Source organism: Burkholderia sp. BC1, from assembly GCF_052683555.1.
This window is the reverse complement of sequence record NZ_JBQYLP010000099.1, coordinates 1-14,798: the sequence shown is the minus strand read 5'-3', so window position 1 is coordinate 14,798 and position 14,798 is coordinate 1. Positions and strand designations below refer to the sequence as shown.

General features: G+C 65.3%; 10 protein-coding genes and 1 tRNA gene. 7 read left to right on the top strand and 4 right to left on the bottom strand.

All coding sequences use genetic code 11. The features are described 5' to 3' along the window. Both ACSHSS_RS28000 and ACSHSS_RS27995 read left to right on the top strand, forming a co-directional pair. Nucleotides 1–755: alpha/beta fold hydrolase (locus tag ACSHSS_RS28000; RefSeq protein ID WP_445545787.1), on the top strand; the 755-nt coding region annotated here is incomplete at its 5' end. A 420-nt stretch (nt 756–1,175) separates the two neighbouring features. After that, the gene (locus ACSHSS_RS27995; RefSeq protein WP_445545786.1) at nt 1,176–2,099 is read left to right on the top strand and encodes an SDR family oxidoreductase; all 924 of its coding nucleotides are present in this window, start codon (nt 1,176–1,178) and stop codon (nt 2,097–2,099) included. 157 nt (nt 2,100–2,256) lie between these two features. On the opposite strand, the gene ACSHSS_RS27990 is transcribed toward ACSHSS_RS27995, so the two are convergent. Then, a complete protein-coding gene (locus tag ACSHSS_RS27990) occupies nt 2,257–2,847 on the bottom strand; it encodes a ferritin-like domain-containing protein (RefSeq protein ID WP_059784840.1) in 591 nt (196 codons plus the stop codon). Nucleotides 2,848–3,134: 287 nt separating this feature from the next. Between ACSHSS_RS27990 and ACSHSS_RS27985 the strand changes: the two genes are divergently transcribed. Together ACSHSS_RS27985 and ACSHSS_RS27980 are read left to right on the top strand one after the other, a co-directional pair. Then, nucleotides 3,135–5,501: an AsmA family protein gene (locus tag ACSHSS_RS27985; RefSeq protein WP_445545785.1), complete on the top strand. Its 2,367-nt coding sequence runs from the start codon at nt 3,135–3,137 to the stop codon at nt 5,499–5,501. A 269-nt stretch (nt 5,502–5,770) separates the two neighbouring features. Then, nucleotides 5,771–7,738 carry an AI-2E family transporter gene (locus tag ACSHSS_RS27980; protein WP_445545784.1) on the top strand — a complete coding sequence of 656 codons (1,968 nt, stop codon included), beginning with the start codon at nt 5,771–5,773 and terminating at the stop codon, nt 7,736–7,738. Nucleotides 7,739–7,777: 39 nt separating this feature from the next. Here the strand turns inward: ACSHSS_RS27980 and ACSHSS_RS27975 are convergent, their stop codons facing one another. Next, nucleotides 7,778–9,523, bottom strand: a complete 1,746-nt coding sequence (locus ACSHSS_RS27975) for a SulP family inorganic anion transporter (RefSeq protein ID WP_176039069.1) — start codon at nt 9,521–9,523, stop codon at nt 7,778–7,780. Between the two features lie 407 nt (nt 9,524–9,930). On the opposite strand from ACSHSS_RS27975, the gene ACSHSS_RS27970 reads away from it, so the two are divergent. After that, entirely contained in the window at nt 9,931–11,463 is a 1,533-nt protein-coding gene (locus ACSHSS_RS27970) for a CYTH and CHAD domain-containing protein (RefSeq protein ID WP_445545788.1), read from the top strand. A 174-nt stretch (nt 11,464–11,637) separates the two neighbouring features. On the opposite strand, the gene ACSHSS_RS27965 is transcribed toward ACSHSS_RS27970, so the two are convergent. Beyond that, nucleotides 11,638–12,162, bottom strand: coding sequence for a DUF6496 domain-containing protein (locus tag ACSHSS_RS27965; RefSeq protein WP_039222058.1), 525 nt, complete (start codon nt 12,160–12,162; stop codon nt 11,638–11,640). Nucleotides 12,163–12,382: 220 nt separating this feature from the next. On the opposite strand from ACSHSS_RS27965, the gene ACSHSS_RS27960 reads away from it, so the two are divergent. Next, nucleotides 12,383–13,372: an aliphatic sulfonate ABC transporter substrate-binding protein gene (locus ACSHSS_RS27960; RefSeq protein WP_039222061.1), complete on the top strand. Its 990-nt coding sequence runs from the start codon at nt 12,383–12,385 to the stop codon at nt 13,370–13,372. 113 nt (nt 13,373–13,485) lie between these two features. Beyond that, a tRNA-Leu gene (locus ACSHSS_RS27955) sits at nt 13,486–13,572 on the top strand. 208 nt (nt 13,573–13,780) lie between these two features. On the opposite strand, the gene ACSHSS_RS27950 is transcribed toward ACSHSS_RS27955, so the two are convergent. Continuing rightward, complete coding sequence (locus tag ACSHSS_RS27950) at nt 13,781–14,350, bottom strand: flavodoxin family protein (RefSeq protein ID WP_445545783.1); 570 nt, start codon at nt 14,348–14,350, stop codon at nt 13,781–13,783. Between the last annotated feature and the right edge of the window lie 448 nt (nt 14,351–14,798).

Genomic DNA, 14,798 nt, shown 5'->3' with positions numbered 1-14,798 from the left:
TATCATCGACTTGCCCCTCGGCGTCAACCCCGCACTGCTATAGATACCTGCTCTTTTTCCTGTCGCAGGGCTATCGCGTCATCGCGCACGACCGTCGCGGTCACGGACGCTCGAGTCAGGTTTGGGACGGTCACGACATGGATCACTATGCCGACGACGTGGCGGCAGTAGTCGACCATCTCGGCGTGCAAGGCGCCGTTCACGTCGGCCACTCCACCGGCGGCGGTGAGGTCATCCACTACGTCGCCCGACATGGCGAAGATCGCGTGTCGAAGGCCGTGCTGATCAGCGCCGTGCCGCCGCTGATGGTCAAGACCGACCAAAACCCCGGCGGCCTGCCGAAGGATGTGTTCGACAACCTGCAGGCGCAACTGGCCGCGAACCGCGCCCAGTTCTACTACGACGTTCCGGCCGGCCCGTTCTACGGCTACAACCGTGCCGGCGCGCAACCCTCGCAGGGTGTGATCTGGAACTGGTGGCGCCAAGGCATGATGGGCAGTGCCAAGGCACATTACGACGGCATCGTCGCCTTCTCCCAGACCGACTTTACCGAGGACCTGAAGAGCACCACGATCCCCGTGCTCGTGATGCATGGCGACGACGACCAGATCGTCCCGTATGCCGATTCCGGCGTGCTGTCGGCAAAGCTGGCCAGAAACAGCACGTTGAAGATCTACAACGGCTTCCCGCACGGCATGCCGACCTCCAACGCGGAAACGATCAACGCCGATCTGCTCGCGTTCGTGCGAGGATGAGCGCAACGGGTGCCGAGGGCTCGGCCCACGGCACCCGTTCCCTTGCAGGGCATGCACTACAAGCTGCGAGTCGGTTCTCGTCTATCGTGGCGCTTCACGCGTCCCGACGCCATGCCGCTCGCTTGCATCGATTTCGAGGATCGGCATCGCCTGATGCAACGGTGTTGTGTTGCCGATCCGGGTTCATCCGCGTACTGCCCCCGGCTCTGCGCCGACGGAGTATCCGTGTCCCGCAATATGTTCAACAACGCGCATCGCTTCTTGCAAAGTGCGGTTGTCGCGGCCTGCGTCGCATTAGCCTCTTCCTCATACGCTGCCGGCCTCACACGCAACAACGGCTGACCGCTTGACCTTGAAGTTGCCTTCAAGGTTAGCCTCTTGCCTGTCGTCATTTGGCGCAAAGTCGCAAAGGCAAAGGGTATGCAAACGATATTAGGGGCCAATGGTCAGATCGCCACGGAACTGGCCCGGGAACTGCGGCGCATCGGCACGGCGGATATACGCCTCGTCAGCCGCAATCCGCGCAAGGTCAATGACACCGATACGCTGGTGTCGGCCAATCTCCTCGATGCGCGCCAGACGGCGCAGGCGGTGACAGGCAGCGAGATCGTCTACTTCACGGCGGGCCTGCCGCCGGACACCGAGCTGTGGGAAACGCAGTTTCCCGTCATGTTGAAGAACGCACTCGATGCGTGCCGGGCGGAAGGCGCCAAGTTCGCCTACTTCGACAACACCTACATGTACCCGCAGGACAACCGGCTGCAAACGGAATCGACACAGTTCGCGCCGGTCGGCCGCAAGGGCAAGGTGCGCGCGGCGATGGCGTCGATGGTCCTCGACGAGATGGCGCGCGGCGACATTCCCGTCCTGATCGGTCGTGCGCCCGAGTTCTATGGCCCCGGCAAGACGCAGAGCTTCACCAACGCGCTGATCATCGACAAGCTGAAAGCCGGCAAGAAACCGAAAGTGCCGTTGCGCGACGACACGCGCCGCACACTGATCTGGACGCCCGATGCGAGTCGCGCGCTCGCGACGCTCGGCAATACGCCGGACGCGTTCGGGCAGACCTGGCATCTGCCGTGTTGCGACGATCGCCCGACATATCGGGAGTTCGTCGAGATGGCGAGCCGCGCATTCGGACAAAAGTCGGCCTATTCGATCGTAGGGAAATGGGCCTTCCGGATTGCGGGTCTCTTCTCGCCGCAAGTACGTGAAATCGAGGAGCTGCTGCCGCGCTACGAGCAGGACAATCTCTTTGACTCCACGAAGTTCAAGCGCCGATTCCCGGGCTTCGAGGTGACCACCTACCGGCAAGGTCTCGAACGCATTCGACAAGAGTCGTAGGCGTCTGCCATCTACCGCCCGCCGAGTCGAGCCGGTTCAGACGGCGGCAACACACCATGGGAAGTCGCGGAGTCCTCGCACCGGCGCCCTCGGCTTGACGAAACAGGCCGGCTTCGCGCCGACCTTTTTTCATTTCACGCTACGCCCGCGCCGGGCTTCACGCACCTTCCGCAGACTGCCCGCGCCCCTGCAGCAGATCGGCCATATCGTCGGCATGCTCCTCCTCGACCGCGAGAATTTCCTCGAACAGCCGGCGCGTGGTCACATCCTTCTCGCCGAGGTACCGGATGATCTCCCGATACGTATCGATCGCGATCCGCTCGGCTACCAGGTTCTCGGCAATCATGCTGGTCAGGTCGGTGCCCTCCTTGTACTCCGAATGCGCGCGCGTTTTCAGGCCGTCCGGCGCGAAGTCGGGCTCGCCGCCGAGCTGCACGATGCGCTCCGCAATGCGGTCGGCATGCTCCTGCTCTTCGGTCGCGTGCTGCGCGAATTCCTGCGCGACGGCCTCCGAATTGATGCCTCTCGCCATGAAGTAATGCCGCTTGTAGCGCAAGGTGCAGACGATCTCGGTCGCGAGCGCGTCATTGAGCAGCTTCAGCACCGTGGTGCGATCCGCGCCGTATGTTTGCGTGACCGGGCCGTCCGCCATGTGCTTGCGCGCATCTTCGCGAATTTTTTTCAGATCCAGCACGAACGAACCGCCCGATTCAGGTACGGCCTCGTGGGTTGCAGCTGACTTCGTCATCGATCTGCTCCTCTATCCGGTAGGAAAATCTGTCACTCGCTTCGCCGGGCGACTGAGCTAGATGGCGCCGCGGACACAAGCGTCCACGCGATGTCGCGGCCCGAGTGCGGCCCCTGCCTCCAGGCAGCGCGCCATTCCGCTCGCCGTCGGCGGTGAAGCACTCGTCGGGCGAGCAAGTTCCGAGCCTGCCCGCGGAGACAACCGGCCGGTTCGCGGTACGGCGATTGCTGTCTTGCTGCCGACCCGGCCCGCGCGGGGCCGGACCGTGAACTCAGAAGACTTCCGCCATGGCCCTATCGAACGCGTCCGGCAGGACGATCGCCAGCGTGATCGGCAAAGTCGTTGCGTGGCTCGTCGCGGTGCTGATCATTCTGCTCGCGGCGATCGCGCTGTTCATTTTCACGTTCGACTGGAATCGCGCGCGGCCGCTGATCGACGACAAGGTCAGCGCCGCGATCGGACGCCCGTTCACGATCAACGGGGACCTGACCGTACGCTGGCATCGCGCCGCCGGTGAAACCGGCTGGCGCGCGTGGGTGCTATGGCCGACTTTCGCCGCACGCAACATCACGATCGCGAACCCGGACTGGGCAAAGCAGCGGTACTTCGCCACGCTCGAGCAAATCGACTTCCAGGTGAAGATGCTGCCGCTGCTCACGCACGACATCGTGATTCCTACCATCAATCTCGTCAGCCCTTCCGTCGATCTCGAGCGGCTCGCCGACGGACGAAACAACTGGACCTTCAAGTTCAAGTCGTCCGCGCATCCGCTGGCGTGGAAGCTCGACCTGCACGACATCCGGCTCGACAAGGGCAACATCGCGCTGTCCGACCAGCAAAAAGGCCTGGTGATGCAAGTGACGGTCAACACGCTCGGGCAGGCGATTCCGATCGGCGAAGTCCTCAAGCAGCAGGAAAACAAATCGCGCAGCGCGTCGGCCGAGACGGTCGGCAAGCGCGGCGCGCAACAGCTCAGCAAGCAGGCGCGCACGGCGGCCTCGGCTACATCCCCGACCTCCGCTACATCGGGCGCTTCGGCACCTCGTGCCGCGCCTGCAAGCGCAGCTTCGGTCGCCAAGCCGGCAGCAAGCGGATCGGCCGCCCCCGCCTCGCCGCAAACGAACGAACCGCAATACGGCATCGGCTGGACGGCGACCGGCAGTTACCACCATTCGCCGCTGTCGGGCAGCGGCAAGCTCGGCGGTGTGCTCGCGTTGCAGGACGCGTCGCGGCCGGTGCCGGTACAAGCCGATGTCAAGGCGGGCGACTTGCACGTGGCGCTGGTCGGCACCGTCACCGACCCCGCGCACCTCGCTGCCGTCGATTTGCGCCTGTGGCTGCAAGGCTCGAGTCTCGATCGCCTCTATCAATTGACGGGCATCACGCTTCCCAAGACCCCGCCCTATGCCACCGAGGGCCACCTGATCGGCAACATCCAACCGGGCAACAGCGTGTTCCGTTATGAAAAATTTTCAAGCCGCGTGGGTGGCAGCGATCTGAGCGGCACGCTCGTTTATACGCAGCGCAAGCCGCGGCCGCTGCTCAAGGGCGACGTGGTCTCGAACCTGCTGCAGTTCAAGGATCTGGCGCCGGTGGTGGGCGCCGACAGCAACGCGAGCAAGGCAAAGCGCGGCGACACGGCGCGCCAGCCGGCGAACAAGGCGCTGCCGGTCGAAGGCTTCCGGACGGAGCGCTGGAGCGCGATCGATGCCGACGTGAAATTCACGGGCCGGCGCATCGTCAAGGATCCCGCGCTGCCGATCACCGATCTGTACACGCACATCGTGATGACCGACGGCGTGCTGTCGTTGCAGCCGCTGAAGTTCGGCGTCGCGGGCGGCTCGATCGCCTCGGACCTCCATCTCGACGGCCGCGAACGGCCGCTCAAGGCGCGCGCCTCGACGCGCGTGCGCGGTCTCAAGCTGAAGCAGTTGCTGCCGACCATGAAGACGATGCAGAGCGCGCTCGGCGAAGTCAACGGCGACGCGCAGTTGTCCGCGACCGGCAACACGCCGGCGGCGCTCGCCGCGAGTTCGAACGGCGAGGTGAAGCTGCTCGTCACCGACGGCACGCTCAGCCGTCTGCTGATGGAAGCCGCAGGCCTCAACGTCGCGAACGTCGTCTACGAAAAGATGTATGGCAATCGCAATGTGCATATCAACTGTGCGGCCGCCGATTTCGTCGTCACGGACGGCGTGCTCGATTCGCATGCGTTCGCGCTCGATACCGACGACGCCGTCATCAACGTCGACGGCAAGGTCGACATGAAGAACGAAACGATGAATCTCGGCATCCATCCGCACACGAAAGGCTTCCGCATTTTTTCGCTGCGCTCGCCGCTCTATGTCAAAGGCACCTTCAAGAATCCGCACGTCGGCGTGAATGCAACGGCCCTCGCCGTGCGCGGCGGCGCGATGGTCGGCCTCGGTCTGATCAATCCGTTCGCCGCGCTGATTCCGCTGATCGCGCCGAGCAACCACAAACCGCTGCCGTGCCAGCAGCTGATCGCGGCAATGCAGTCGCAGCAGCCGAGCGCGCCGCCGCCCGGTCAGCGCAAGAAATCGAAGGGCCTGCGCCTGCCGCCCGGCACGCCGGTGTCGGACGCAGCCCATCCGTCCGGCCCGACGCTGCCGTTGCCCAAGGCGACGCATTGATTCTACGGACTGCGATGCACATCGCATGGATGAAATCCGGAACGACATAAGTTCGTCGTCAGGCACGATCGTTGCATCGCCGGGATAACGATGCGCTCGCTGCCGGCTGCCGATCCCTTGGCAGCAGCCGGCGTGGCGATCGCTCGGCGGCCGGACCGTGCCGCCCGTCATCCTCGCATTACGCGTCGCCGCGAGCACCGGCCCCGATCGCCATCGATCGAGCCGGGCTCCCTGCGCGTCATCGCCGGATCGTTGCCGGCCACCCTGTCATGAGGAAACTGGAACAGCAACGCAGGAACGGCCGAAGGGCGCCCTTCAGGGCCGCGCACAGCGACGCCGGCCCGCGCGGCCACAAGATAGCGCCCGCCGCCGTGCCGGGTTTGAAGACGTTGACCTCGCTGGCGACGGGCGTCGTCATGGTCTGCGCGATGTATTTCGGGCGGACGGTGCTGATTCCGATCACGCTCGCCGTGCTGCTGAGCCTCCTGCTGGCGCCGCTCGTGGACCTGCTGCGGCGGCTGCGTCTCGGCGAACTCGTCTCGGTGCTGGTCGCCGTCTGGCTGGCCTTGTCGGTGCTGACGGCATTCGGTTTCCTGATCGGCGCGCAGTTGGCGGAACTGGCGTCCGACTTGCCGCGCTATCAAGTCGCGATCGAACGCCGAATCGACAATATCCAGCAAACGGTCGTGGTCCACGCGGATGCGGTCCTCACGCGGACCATCGACGCGCTCAAGCGCGTGGCGCCCGTGCGCGAGGAGCACACGTCCGACACGAGGCCTACCGGCCCGGCGGACAAAGCGCCGTTGCCCGTCGAAGTCCACGAGCCGTCGCCTTCGCCGCTGCAGCTCGCGCAAGGATTTCTTTCGCCGGTCGTCAGCCCGCTCGCGACGATCGGCATCGTGATCGTGACCGCGATCTTCATCCTGCTGCAGCGCGCCGACCTGCGCGAACGCCTGATTCGACTTGCCGGCTCGCGCGACATGCACCGCACCACGACGGCAATGAGCGATGCCGCGCGTCGCCTGAGCCGCTACTTTCTCGCGCAGCTGTGCGTCAACGTCTGTGTCGGCGCGGTGTTGAGCCTCGGGCTCGCCGTGATCGGCCTGCCGGGCGCGCTGCTGTTCGGCGTGATTGCGGGGTTGATGCGCTTCGTGCCGTACGTCGGCGTGTGGATCGCCGCGCTGCCGGCCACGATTCTCGCCGCCGCCATGAGTCCCGGCTGGTCGATGATCGTCGCGATACTGGTGCTCTTCTCCGTGACCGAAGTGGCCGCCGGCCAATTTCTCGAACCGCTCGTCTACGGTCACAGCACCGGCCTTTCGCCGATCGCGGTGATCGTCGCGGCGATTTTCTGGAGCTGGCTGTGGGGCCCGGTCGGTCTCGTGCTCTCCACACCGCTTACGCTCTGCCTCGTGATTCTGGGGCGCTATGTCAGCGGACTCGAATTCCTCGACGTGCTGTTCGGCGACAGACCGGCGCTGACGCCGGGCGAGCGCTTCTATCAACGCCTGCTGACCGGCGATCGCGAACGGGCATTGGCGCAGGCCGACACGCTGCTGAAGAAACGCTCGCTTTGCGCGTACTACGACGCCGTTGCGCTCGAGGGTCTTCGTCAGGCACGAATCGACCTGCTGCGTGGCGTCGTCTCGCCGAAGCAATTGCGGCGCATCCGCGAAACGGTGCTGGACCTCGTACATAGCCTGGAGCCCGACAGCGATGCCGCGCCGACGCCGCCGTCCGCATCGCCGTTGTCGGCCGACGAAGGCACGCCCGACCGCGTGCCGTCGGTGCTTTGCATCTCGGGCAGCGGCAAGCTGGACGATGTCGTCGCGACCATCGCCGTGCGTCTGCTGCGCCAGCGCGGGCTGCATGCCGAAAGCGCCGGCTACGAGCGCTTTCCGAGGAGCGGCTTTCGCGACCCGCGTCTGTCCGGCGCGGCCGTGATCGCCGTGATCTCGCTCGACGCCGTCGATGCGCCGCCGTACCTGCGCGATCTGATACGCCGGCTGAACCAGCGCGCGACGACGGCCAGCATCGTCGTCGGCTTGTGTGGACGCGACACCGAGTGCCCGGCGCTTTGGCGGAAGATGGGCGTATCGGCGACGCTGTCGTTCAGCGAACTCATCGATCGCTGCGTGCTGCTCGCGCAGCGTCACGCGGACGGCGGCGAGCCCGCGCGCAGCAACCCCGTCGCACCGAACACCGGCGCAGTCGTTCACTATCGACGCGACGCATGATGCTGCGCGCAACGCGTCGCCGTCGTCCGGTGCGATACCTCACCGTTCACCTTCCCAGTCGTGCCAGTCGACCGAATGCGATTTCAGATACGCCGACACGGTTTCACCGAGCGTCGGCATGAAGTGGTCCTCGCCGATTCGCTCGTACAACCCATACCGTTTCAGGCTGTCCTTGACGGGCCCCTTGAGCTCGGCGAAGCAGAGTTGCACGTCCGCGTCGTGGAGTTCGCCGTCGAGCCTTGCCAGCATGTCGGCTGCGGTGAGATCGATATCCGTCACCGGCTCGGCCGCGATCGCAACCCACCGCGTGTGCGTGGGCGCCTCGCGCGCCGCCGTCAACACGCGTTCGTGAAAGATTTCCGCATTCGCGAAGAACAACGGCGCATCCCAGCGCAGCAGAACCAGTCCCGGGATGCGTCGTGCGTCCGGATGGCGCGCGGTGTCGTGATAGCCCTTCACGCCGTCGCGCCGGCCGAGCACCGCTGAATAAGGGCGCCACGCGCGCCACAGGAAGGCGAGCACGGCGAGCCCGAGTGCGATGCCCACGCCGACGACGACACCCCACACCACGACGCCGACAAAGCAGGCGAGCGACTGCGCGAATTCCGGACGACGCAGCCGGTAGAGCCGCCGCAGGCCGGTGATCTCGATCAACGACAGCGACGCGGCAACGACTACGGCGCCAAGGGTCGCTTGCGGCGTATCGCGCAATGCCTGCGGGACGAAAAGCAGCAACGCTGCCACGATGAGCGCGGCAATGAGGCCGCACGCCTGACTCTTCGCGCCTGCGCCCTCGGCGACGGGCGTGCGCGATCCGCTGGCCGCAACTGCAAAGCCCTGGAACAGACCGGCAGCAATATTGGCGATGCCAAGCGCCACGAATTCGCGATTGCGATCGACGCGCTCCCCGCTGCGCAATCCGTATATCTGCGACAGCATGCTGAGGTCCGTCAACGACACCAGCGCGATGGCAGCGGCGCTCGCCGGTAGTGCAAGCCATTCGCTCCAGGCAAGCGCCGGAAATTCGGGTATCGGCAGCCCGCGCGGCAAGCTGCCTACCACGCCGATACCGGCGCGCGCCGCCAGATCGAAATAGGCGGCCGCGATGGTCGCGACAACCACGGCGACCAGCACGCCCGGCATTCTCGGCATCCAGCGTTTGAACGCGAGGATCACGGCAAGCGAAAGCACACCGATCGACAAGGCCGCGAGGTTCGTTTTGCCGGCAGCAACGGCCGTTGCCAGCTCGCGCAGTTGCTGCGGAATCGCCGCTTCGTGCACCGTCAGACCGAGCAGCTTCGGCAGCTGGCTGACGATGATCGTGACGACGATGCCGTTGAGATAGCCATAGCGGATCGGCATGGAGAGCAGATCCGTGACGAAGCCGAGCCGGAATAGACCGACGGCCAGACAGAGCGTGCCGGAGAGCAACGCGAGCGCACCTGCGAGCGCAGCCGCATGCGCGGCATTGCCGTGCGCGAGCGGCACGACGCTCGCCGCGATCAGCGCAATCAGTGCGGAATCGGGCCCGAGCACGAGGACGCGGCTCGGCCCGAACACCGCGTAGGCGACCAGCGCGGCAATCGACGCATAGAGCCCCGACGCGGCGGAAAGGCCGGACGCGATCGCGTAGGCCATGCCGGCCGGCACCAGCACGGCGCTGAGGGTCGCGCCCGCGATTGCGTCGCCCGGCAGCCATGCGATCCGGTACGTGCGGATCCACGCGATACCGGGCACGTAGCGCGCGACTTCCCTGCCGAGCCGTACGACGCCGACCTTAGCCACCCGTCTCGCTCCCGCGGAATGCGGCACGGCCGTGAGTTTTCGGATCTCGTGGTTCCATGGCGACTACGGGCCGTTCCGGACGCCCGTGCGCAGCAAGTCCCATACCCGGCGGCCGCGAGGCCGGCTGACGTCGCGCCTATTGCGTACGCGTGCCGAGCGATTACGACAGCGTCGATTTGTACGTTTTTCTCGCCCGGGCGCAAATGTATCCGTCCGCTCCGGGCGCGCTGCGACGCGACGCAACCGGACACGACCGCGTTGGGCGCGCGCATCGTCATGGTCGAAGCCGCGCGCGGCCGCCGGAAGGTGCGAAAAATGCTCGCGTGTGTCGATCGGACTGGCCTGCTACCGCATGGCCTCCATCCATGAAGCAAATGCGTCGGAACGACGACGCGCGAGGGAGCGTAATGGAAAGGGAACTGAAGCTGCTGGTCGACCGCGAGCACGTCGACCGCATCCGCGAATCGCCGCTGTTCGCGGACAGCAAGCACGCCGACTTGCCGGACACACTGCTGACCAGCACCTACTACGACACATCGGAATTTGCGTTTCGTCGCTGCAATGCATCGCTGCGCGTGCGAATGCAAGGCGACAAGACCGTCCAGACCATCAAGATCGACGGCGCGACATCGGCAGGCCTATACGAGCGCGACGAATTCGAAATGCCGGTGGAAGGCCCTGCGCCCGATCTGAGTTTGTTCAACGACTCGCTCCCCGCCGACAGCGACCTCGGCAAGCTGATTCGCGACGAACGCACCGCGACGGACCTCGGACCGCGCTTCGTCACGAAGATTCGCCGCACGCTGCTGCCGTTGCGCGCGCAACCGGGCGAGGAAATCGAGTTTGCGATCGACGAAGGCACGATCGAAACCGAGACGGATTCGGCGTCCGTCGTCGCCGTCGAAATGGAACTGAAGCAAGGCCGCCCCGAGCGTCTTTATCACATTGCGCTCGAACTGCTCGCAACGGTGCCGCTGCGCTTCGACCCGATGAGCAAGGCCGATCGCGGCTATGAAATGCTGCTGCAACACCATCAGCCGCCGGTGAAGGCGAAGCCCGTGACGCTTCACAAGCGGGACAGCATCGAAGACGCCTTCCGCACGATCGCGCACAACTGCCTCGAGCAGGTTCACGCGAACGAGCGCGGTGTCGTGTCCGGTCACGACCCGTCGAGCGTGCACCAGATGCGCGTCGGCCTGCGCCGCCTGCGCTCGGCGCTCGATCTGTTCGACAAGATGATCCCCGCCTATCCCGGGCTTCAGGACGAACTGCGCTGGATCGCGTCGGAGCTCGGCGAGGCGCGCGACTGGGAGGTCCTTGCCCGCTCGACGCTCGGCCAGGCACTCGCGCAAACCGAGAAGGAGCACGAACGCCAGGCGGTGGAGCGCGCGTGCAGGCGCGTGGCGACGGAAAAGCGCGCCAGTGCGGCCGCTGCCGTGCAGTCCGTCCGTTACACGCAACTGATCCTGCAACTGACTTTGTGGCTCGACAGCGCACGCTGGCGTGACGGCATGTCGAGGCAGGCGTCCGAGGCCGTGCAGAAACCGGTGAAGCGGCTGGCATCCGACGTCCTGCGCCGCCGGCACAAAAAATTGCTGAAGCGCGGCCGAGGGCTGGCCGATCTCGACGATCGCCGCCGCCATCGCGCACGCATCGCGGCGAAACAACTTCGGTATGCGACAGAATTCTTTGCGTCGCTGTTTCCGAAGTCGGCGGTGAAGCACTATGTGGCGACGTTGAGCGAGCTCCAGGACGATCTGGGCTGGCGCAACGATGCCGTGGTCGCCCCTCGTCTGCTCGATTCGCTGCCGCATGACGCCGCCGATACCGTCGCCGGGGCCGCTTTCGTGCGCGGGTTCTGGGCTTCGCGCGCGGCCGCCGATTACGCCCAGATGAAAAGATTGTGGAAACGCTTCAGGCGGCTGTCCCCCCCTCAATAGCGCTCGAGCGGCGGCCATGTCGTATCGCGGCCGGCATCGGCGCCAAGCCGCTGCGACCACCGGGGCTCGCGCGACATGCCATGCCGCGCGAACACGCGAGGCTATGCGTATCGTGGACGGTCGGCGGCCCGTCGAGGTCGAAATCGGCGGACCGCCGCCGTGCCTGTCCGTGCTTTAACGATGATGATGCGCACGTGCCGCGCGCGTCTGTGCTGCCTTCTTTGCGGCCGCCGAGCGGCCTGCCGCCCCTTTGGTCTGCGCGGCCTTCTTCGCGGCGGCAGAACGGCTCGCGGCCGGACGACGCGCGGCAGCGCTCTTCGCCTGCTTCGACATTGCGGCTGACGACGCGCCCTCCTTGCTCTCGCGCTTCAACACGGCGGTCGTCGTGCGCGAGCGTTTCGCTTTCGATTCGGTGCTGGCGCTGGTTTTTTTCTTGCCGTGACCCGCAGCGGTGTCCCGTGCCGCCTTCTTGCGTGTCGCTTCGCTCGTCTTGCCCTTCGCGGGCGGCTTCAGGTCGACGCCCGCGCGCCGCGCTTCCGACAAGCCGATGGCCACGGCCTGCTTGGCCGAACGCACCCCGTGCTTGCCGCTGCGTACGCGGTCGATCTCCTCCTTGACGAACTCGCCGGCTTGCGTGCTCGGCGACTTGCCGGCGCGTTTGTCGGCGCGTGCTCGCTGGATCGCTCTCTGTTCGGGCATGGTCACTCTCCTTGACAAAGGTGTGGCCGTTCCTACGAGCAACCGGCGTGCCCGACACACGCTGAACGGCCTTCGCCGGCAGCGCGCGCGAATCCGCGTGCGCGCCGCTTATGCTCGCCAGTCGGATCGATAGCAGAATTTATCGGTTCTCGTCCGCGCTCGGCGTTGGTACGTTAGCCGGCTCGCTTCAATGCAAACGAACCGACAAGGAGCACGCTTCATGACGTCGATGAACCGCCGCGCATTCGCGCGCGCGATGCTGGCCGCCGGCCTGACTGCCGCGGGTGTCCGCGCCCGCGCCGACGATGCGCCCACCGCGCTGCGCATCGGATACCAGAAATCGTCGACGCTGATCACGCTGCTCAAGACGCGCGGCACGCTCGAACAGGCGCTCGCGCCGCTCGGCATGCGCGTGTCGTGGCATGAATTCGCGAGCGGGCTGCCGCTGACCGAGGCGCTCAACGTCGGCGCCGTCGATTTCAGCGCCGACGTGGCCGACACGGTGCCGGTCTTCGCGCAGGCCGCGCACGCGCGCTTCGTGTATGTCGCGCAGGAAGCGCCGTCGCCGAAAGCGCAGGCGATCGTCGTCAAGCAGGACGGCGCGCTGCGCACGCTCGCCGACCTCAAGGGCAAGCGCATCGCCGTGACGAAGGCCGCCGGCAGCCACTATCTGCTGCTCGCCGCGCTCGCGCGCGCGAAGCTCGCGCCGGCCGATGCGGCAATCCACTATCTCACGCCTGCGGACGGCCGCGCGGCATTCGAGCGCGGCAGCGTCGATGCGTGGATCACGTGGGATCCCTATGTCGCGTCGGTGGACCGGAATCCCGACGTGCGGATTCTCGCCGACGGCGACGGGCTTGCGTCTTATCAGCGCTACTACCTCGCGTCGAGTAGTTTCGCCGCGGCCCGCCCCGACGTCGTGCAGATTCTGTTCGACCGGCTGTCGCAAGCCGGCACATGGTTGCGTGCGCATCAGCCGGAAGCGGCGAATACCCTCGCGCCGATCTGGGGGCTCGACGCCGCGACGATCGAGCGCGCCAACGCGCGACGCAGCTACCTCGTGCGCGAAGTGCTGCGGCCGAACTTCGGCGAGCAGCAGAAGATCGCCGACACCTTTCTCGCTGCCGGACTGCTGCCGGCGCGCGTCGATACCGGGCAGGCACTGCGCTGGAATTTCGCCGCGAAACGGGCGGAGCCGATCGGTGCGTGAGCGCCCGTGCTGACGGGCGCGAGAATTTCGTGCGCTTTGATGAAATTATGTTGACAGACGTTTCAGACACGCTAGAATAGCGGTCTTTCGCGATGCAGCACCAAGCGAAACGTGCCCAGGTGGCGGAATTGGTAGACGCACTAGGTTCAGGTCCTAGCGGTGGCAACACCGTGGAGGTTCGAGTCCTCTCCTGGGCACCACTGTTTTAAAAAGGTCGGCTTTATGCCGGCCTTTTTCATTTTGAGCCCAGGAAGCAAAGCGCCTGCGCGCTTTGCGCGAGGACTCGAAAGGCTGCGCTTGCAAGCGCAGCCGGGGTCGCGCTCGTGTGACCGAGTCCTCTCCTGGGCACCATCTGTTTTCGAAAAGGTCGGCTCTCAGCCGACCTTTCTTCACTTCCGGCACAAAAAATCACGCGCCCTGCCCGTTCCAGCGCTTCGCCGCAATCGCGACGCGCTCGCCGAGCACTTCAGCCGTTTTCCGGTCGCTCTCGATGATCGCGTCGCCGCCCTGATCGGCATTCGCCTGCGCCATCGCGCCGAGGAACGAACCCAGCCGATTCAGATCGTTGACCGACCCCTGGCTGTTGTTGTTGCCGGGCATCAGGCCGAGACTCACCCACAGCATCTGGTGCTGCCCCGCGAAGACGGCGAGCTGCTGCAGCGTCGCCAGCTTGTCGCCGCTTTGCGAAGCGGAGACCGTGAAGCCGGCCGCGAGTTTGTCGCGCCACTTGCCCCAGTACTTCGACGACGCGTCCATGAATCCCTTGAATTGCGCGGACGCGCTGCCCATGTAGGTCGGCGAACCGAAGATGATTGCGTTCGCGTCGTGCTCGAGATACGCCCAATGATCGTCGATCGCCTCGACGGGGATCAGCTTCACCGACGCGCCGTCGACCTTCTCGACACCGCGCGCGACGGCTTCCGCAATGACGGCCGCATGACCGTAGCCACTATGAAAAACCACGGCAATTTCCGACATGAATGACTCCTTGTTCAAATACAAAGGGAACGAGCGACGAAATGTTACCAGTTAAGTAACACATTTGCTCGCAAACGAATCGAGTCGCCGAACCGGGCCCGCGTCGCACGTCGTTGCGTCGATGATGAAACGCGTGCACCGTGTTCGCCGTATCGGCGGAGCTCGGCACGTGTCCGCGATGACGTGTGCCGTGTCGAAACGATAGTGCGCGGGCAAACGCGCATAAATACGCATCGGGAAAATTCACCCGTTCGCGGTGTGCGGCAATCGCTGCACGCCGCGCGAGCGCCGCAACGAGACCTGCTGGCGGCGCGTCTTTTTCGATCGATCCAGTAAAAAGCTGTTGACAGTCCTCAAGGACACGCTACAATAGCGGTCTTTCGCATCGCAGCAAGCGAAACGTGCCCAGGTGGCGGAATTGGTAGACGCACTAGGTTCAGGTCCTAGC

Excerpts from the sequence above, each read along its gene's own strand:
- ACSHSS_RS27980 (WP_445545784.1), top strand. The coding sequence starts at position 5,771 with ATGAGGAAACTGGAACAGCAACGCAGGAACGGCCGAAGGGCGCCCTTC.
- ACSHSS_RS27985 (WP_445545785.1), top strand. The coding sequence starts at position 3,135 with ATGGCCCTATCGAACGCGTCCGGCAGGACGATCGCCAGCGTGATCGGC.
- ACSHSS_RS27950 (WP_445545783.1), bottom strand. The coding sequence starts at position 14,350 with ATGTCGGAAATTGCCGTGGTTTTTCATAGTGGCTACGGTCATGCGGCC.
- ACSHSS_RS27970 (WP_445545788.1), top strand. The coding sequence starts at position 9,931 with ATGGAAAGGGAACTGAAGCTGCTGGTCGACCGCGAGCACGTCGACCGC.
- ACSHSS_RS27960 (WP_039222061.1), top strand. The coding sequence starts at position 12,383 with ATGACGTCGATGAACCGCCGCGCATTCGCGCGCGCGATGCTGGCCGCC.
- ACSHSS_RS27995 (WP_445545786.1), top strand. The coding sequence starts at position 1,176 with ATGCAAACGATATTAGGGGCCAATGGTCAGATCGCCACGGAACTGGCC.
- ACSHSS_RS27990 (WP_059784840.1), bottom strand. The coding sequence starts at position 2,847 with ATGACGAAGTCAGCTGCAACCCACGAGGCCGTACCTGAATCGGGCGGT.
- ACSHSS_RS27965 (WP_039222058.1), bottom strand. The coding sequence starts at position 12,162 with ATGCCCGAACAGAGAGCGATCCAGCGAGCACGCGCCGACAAACGCGCC.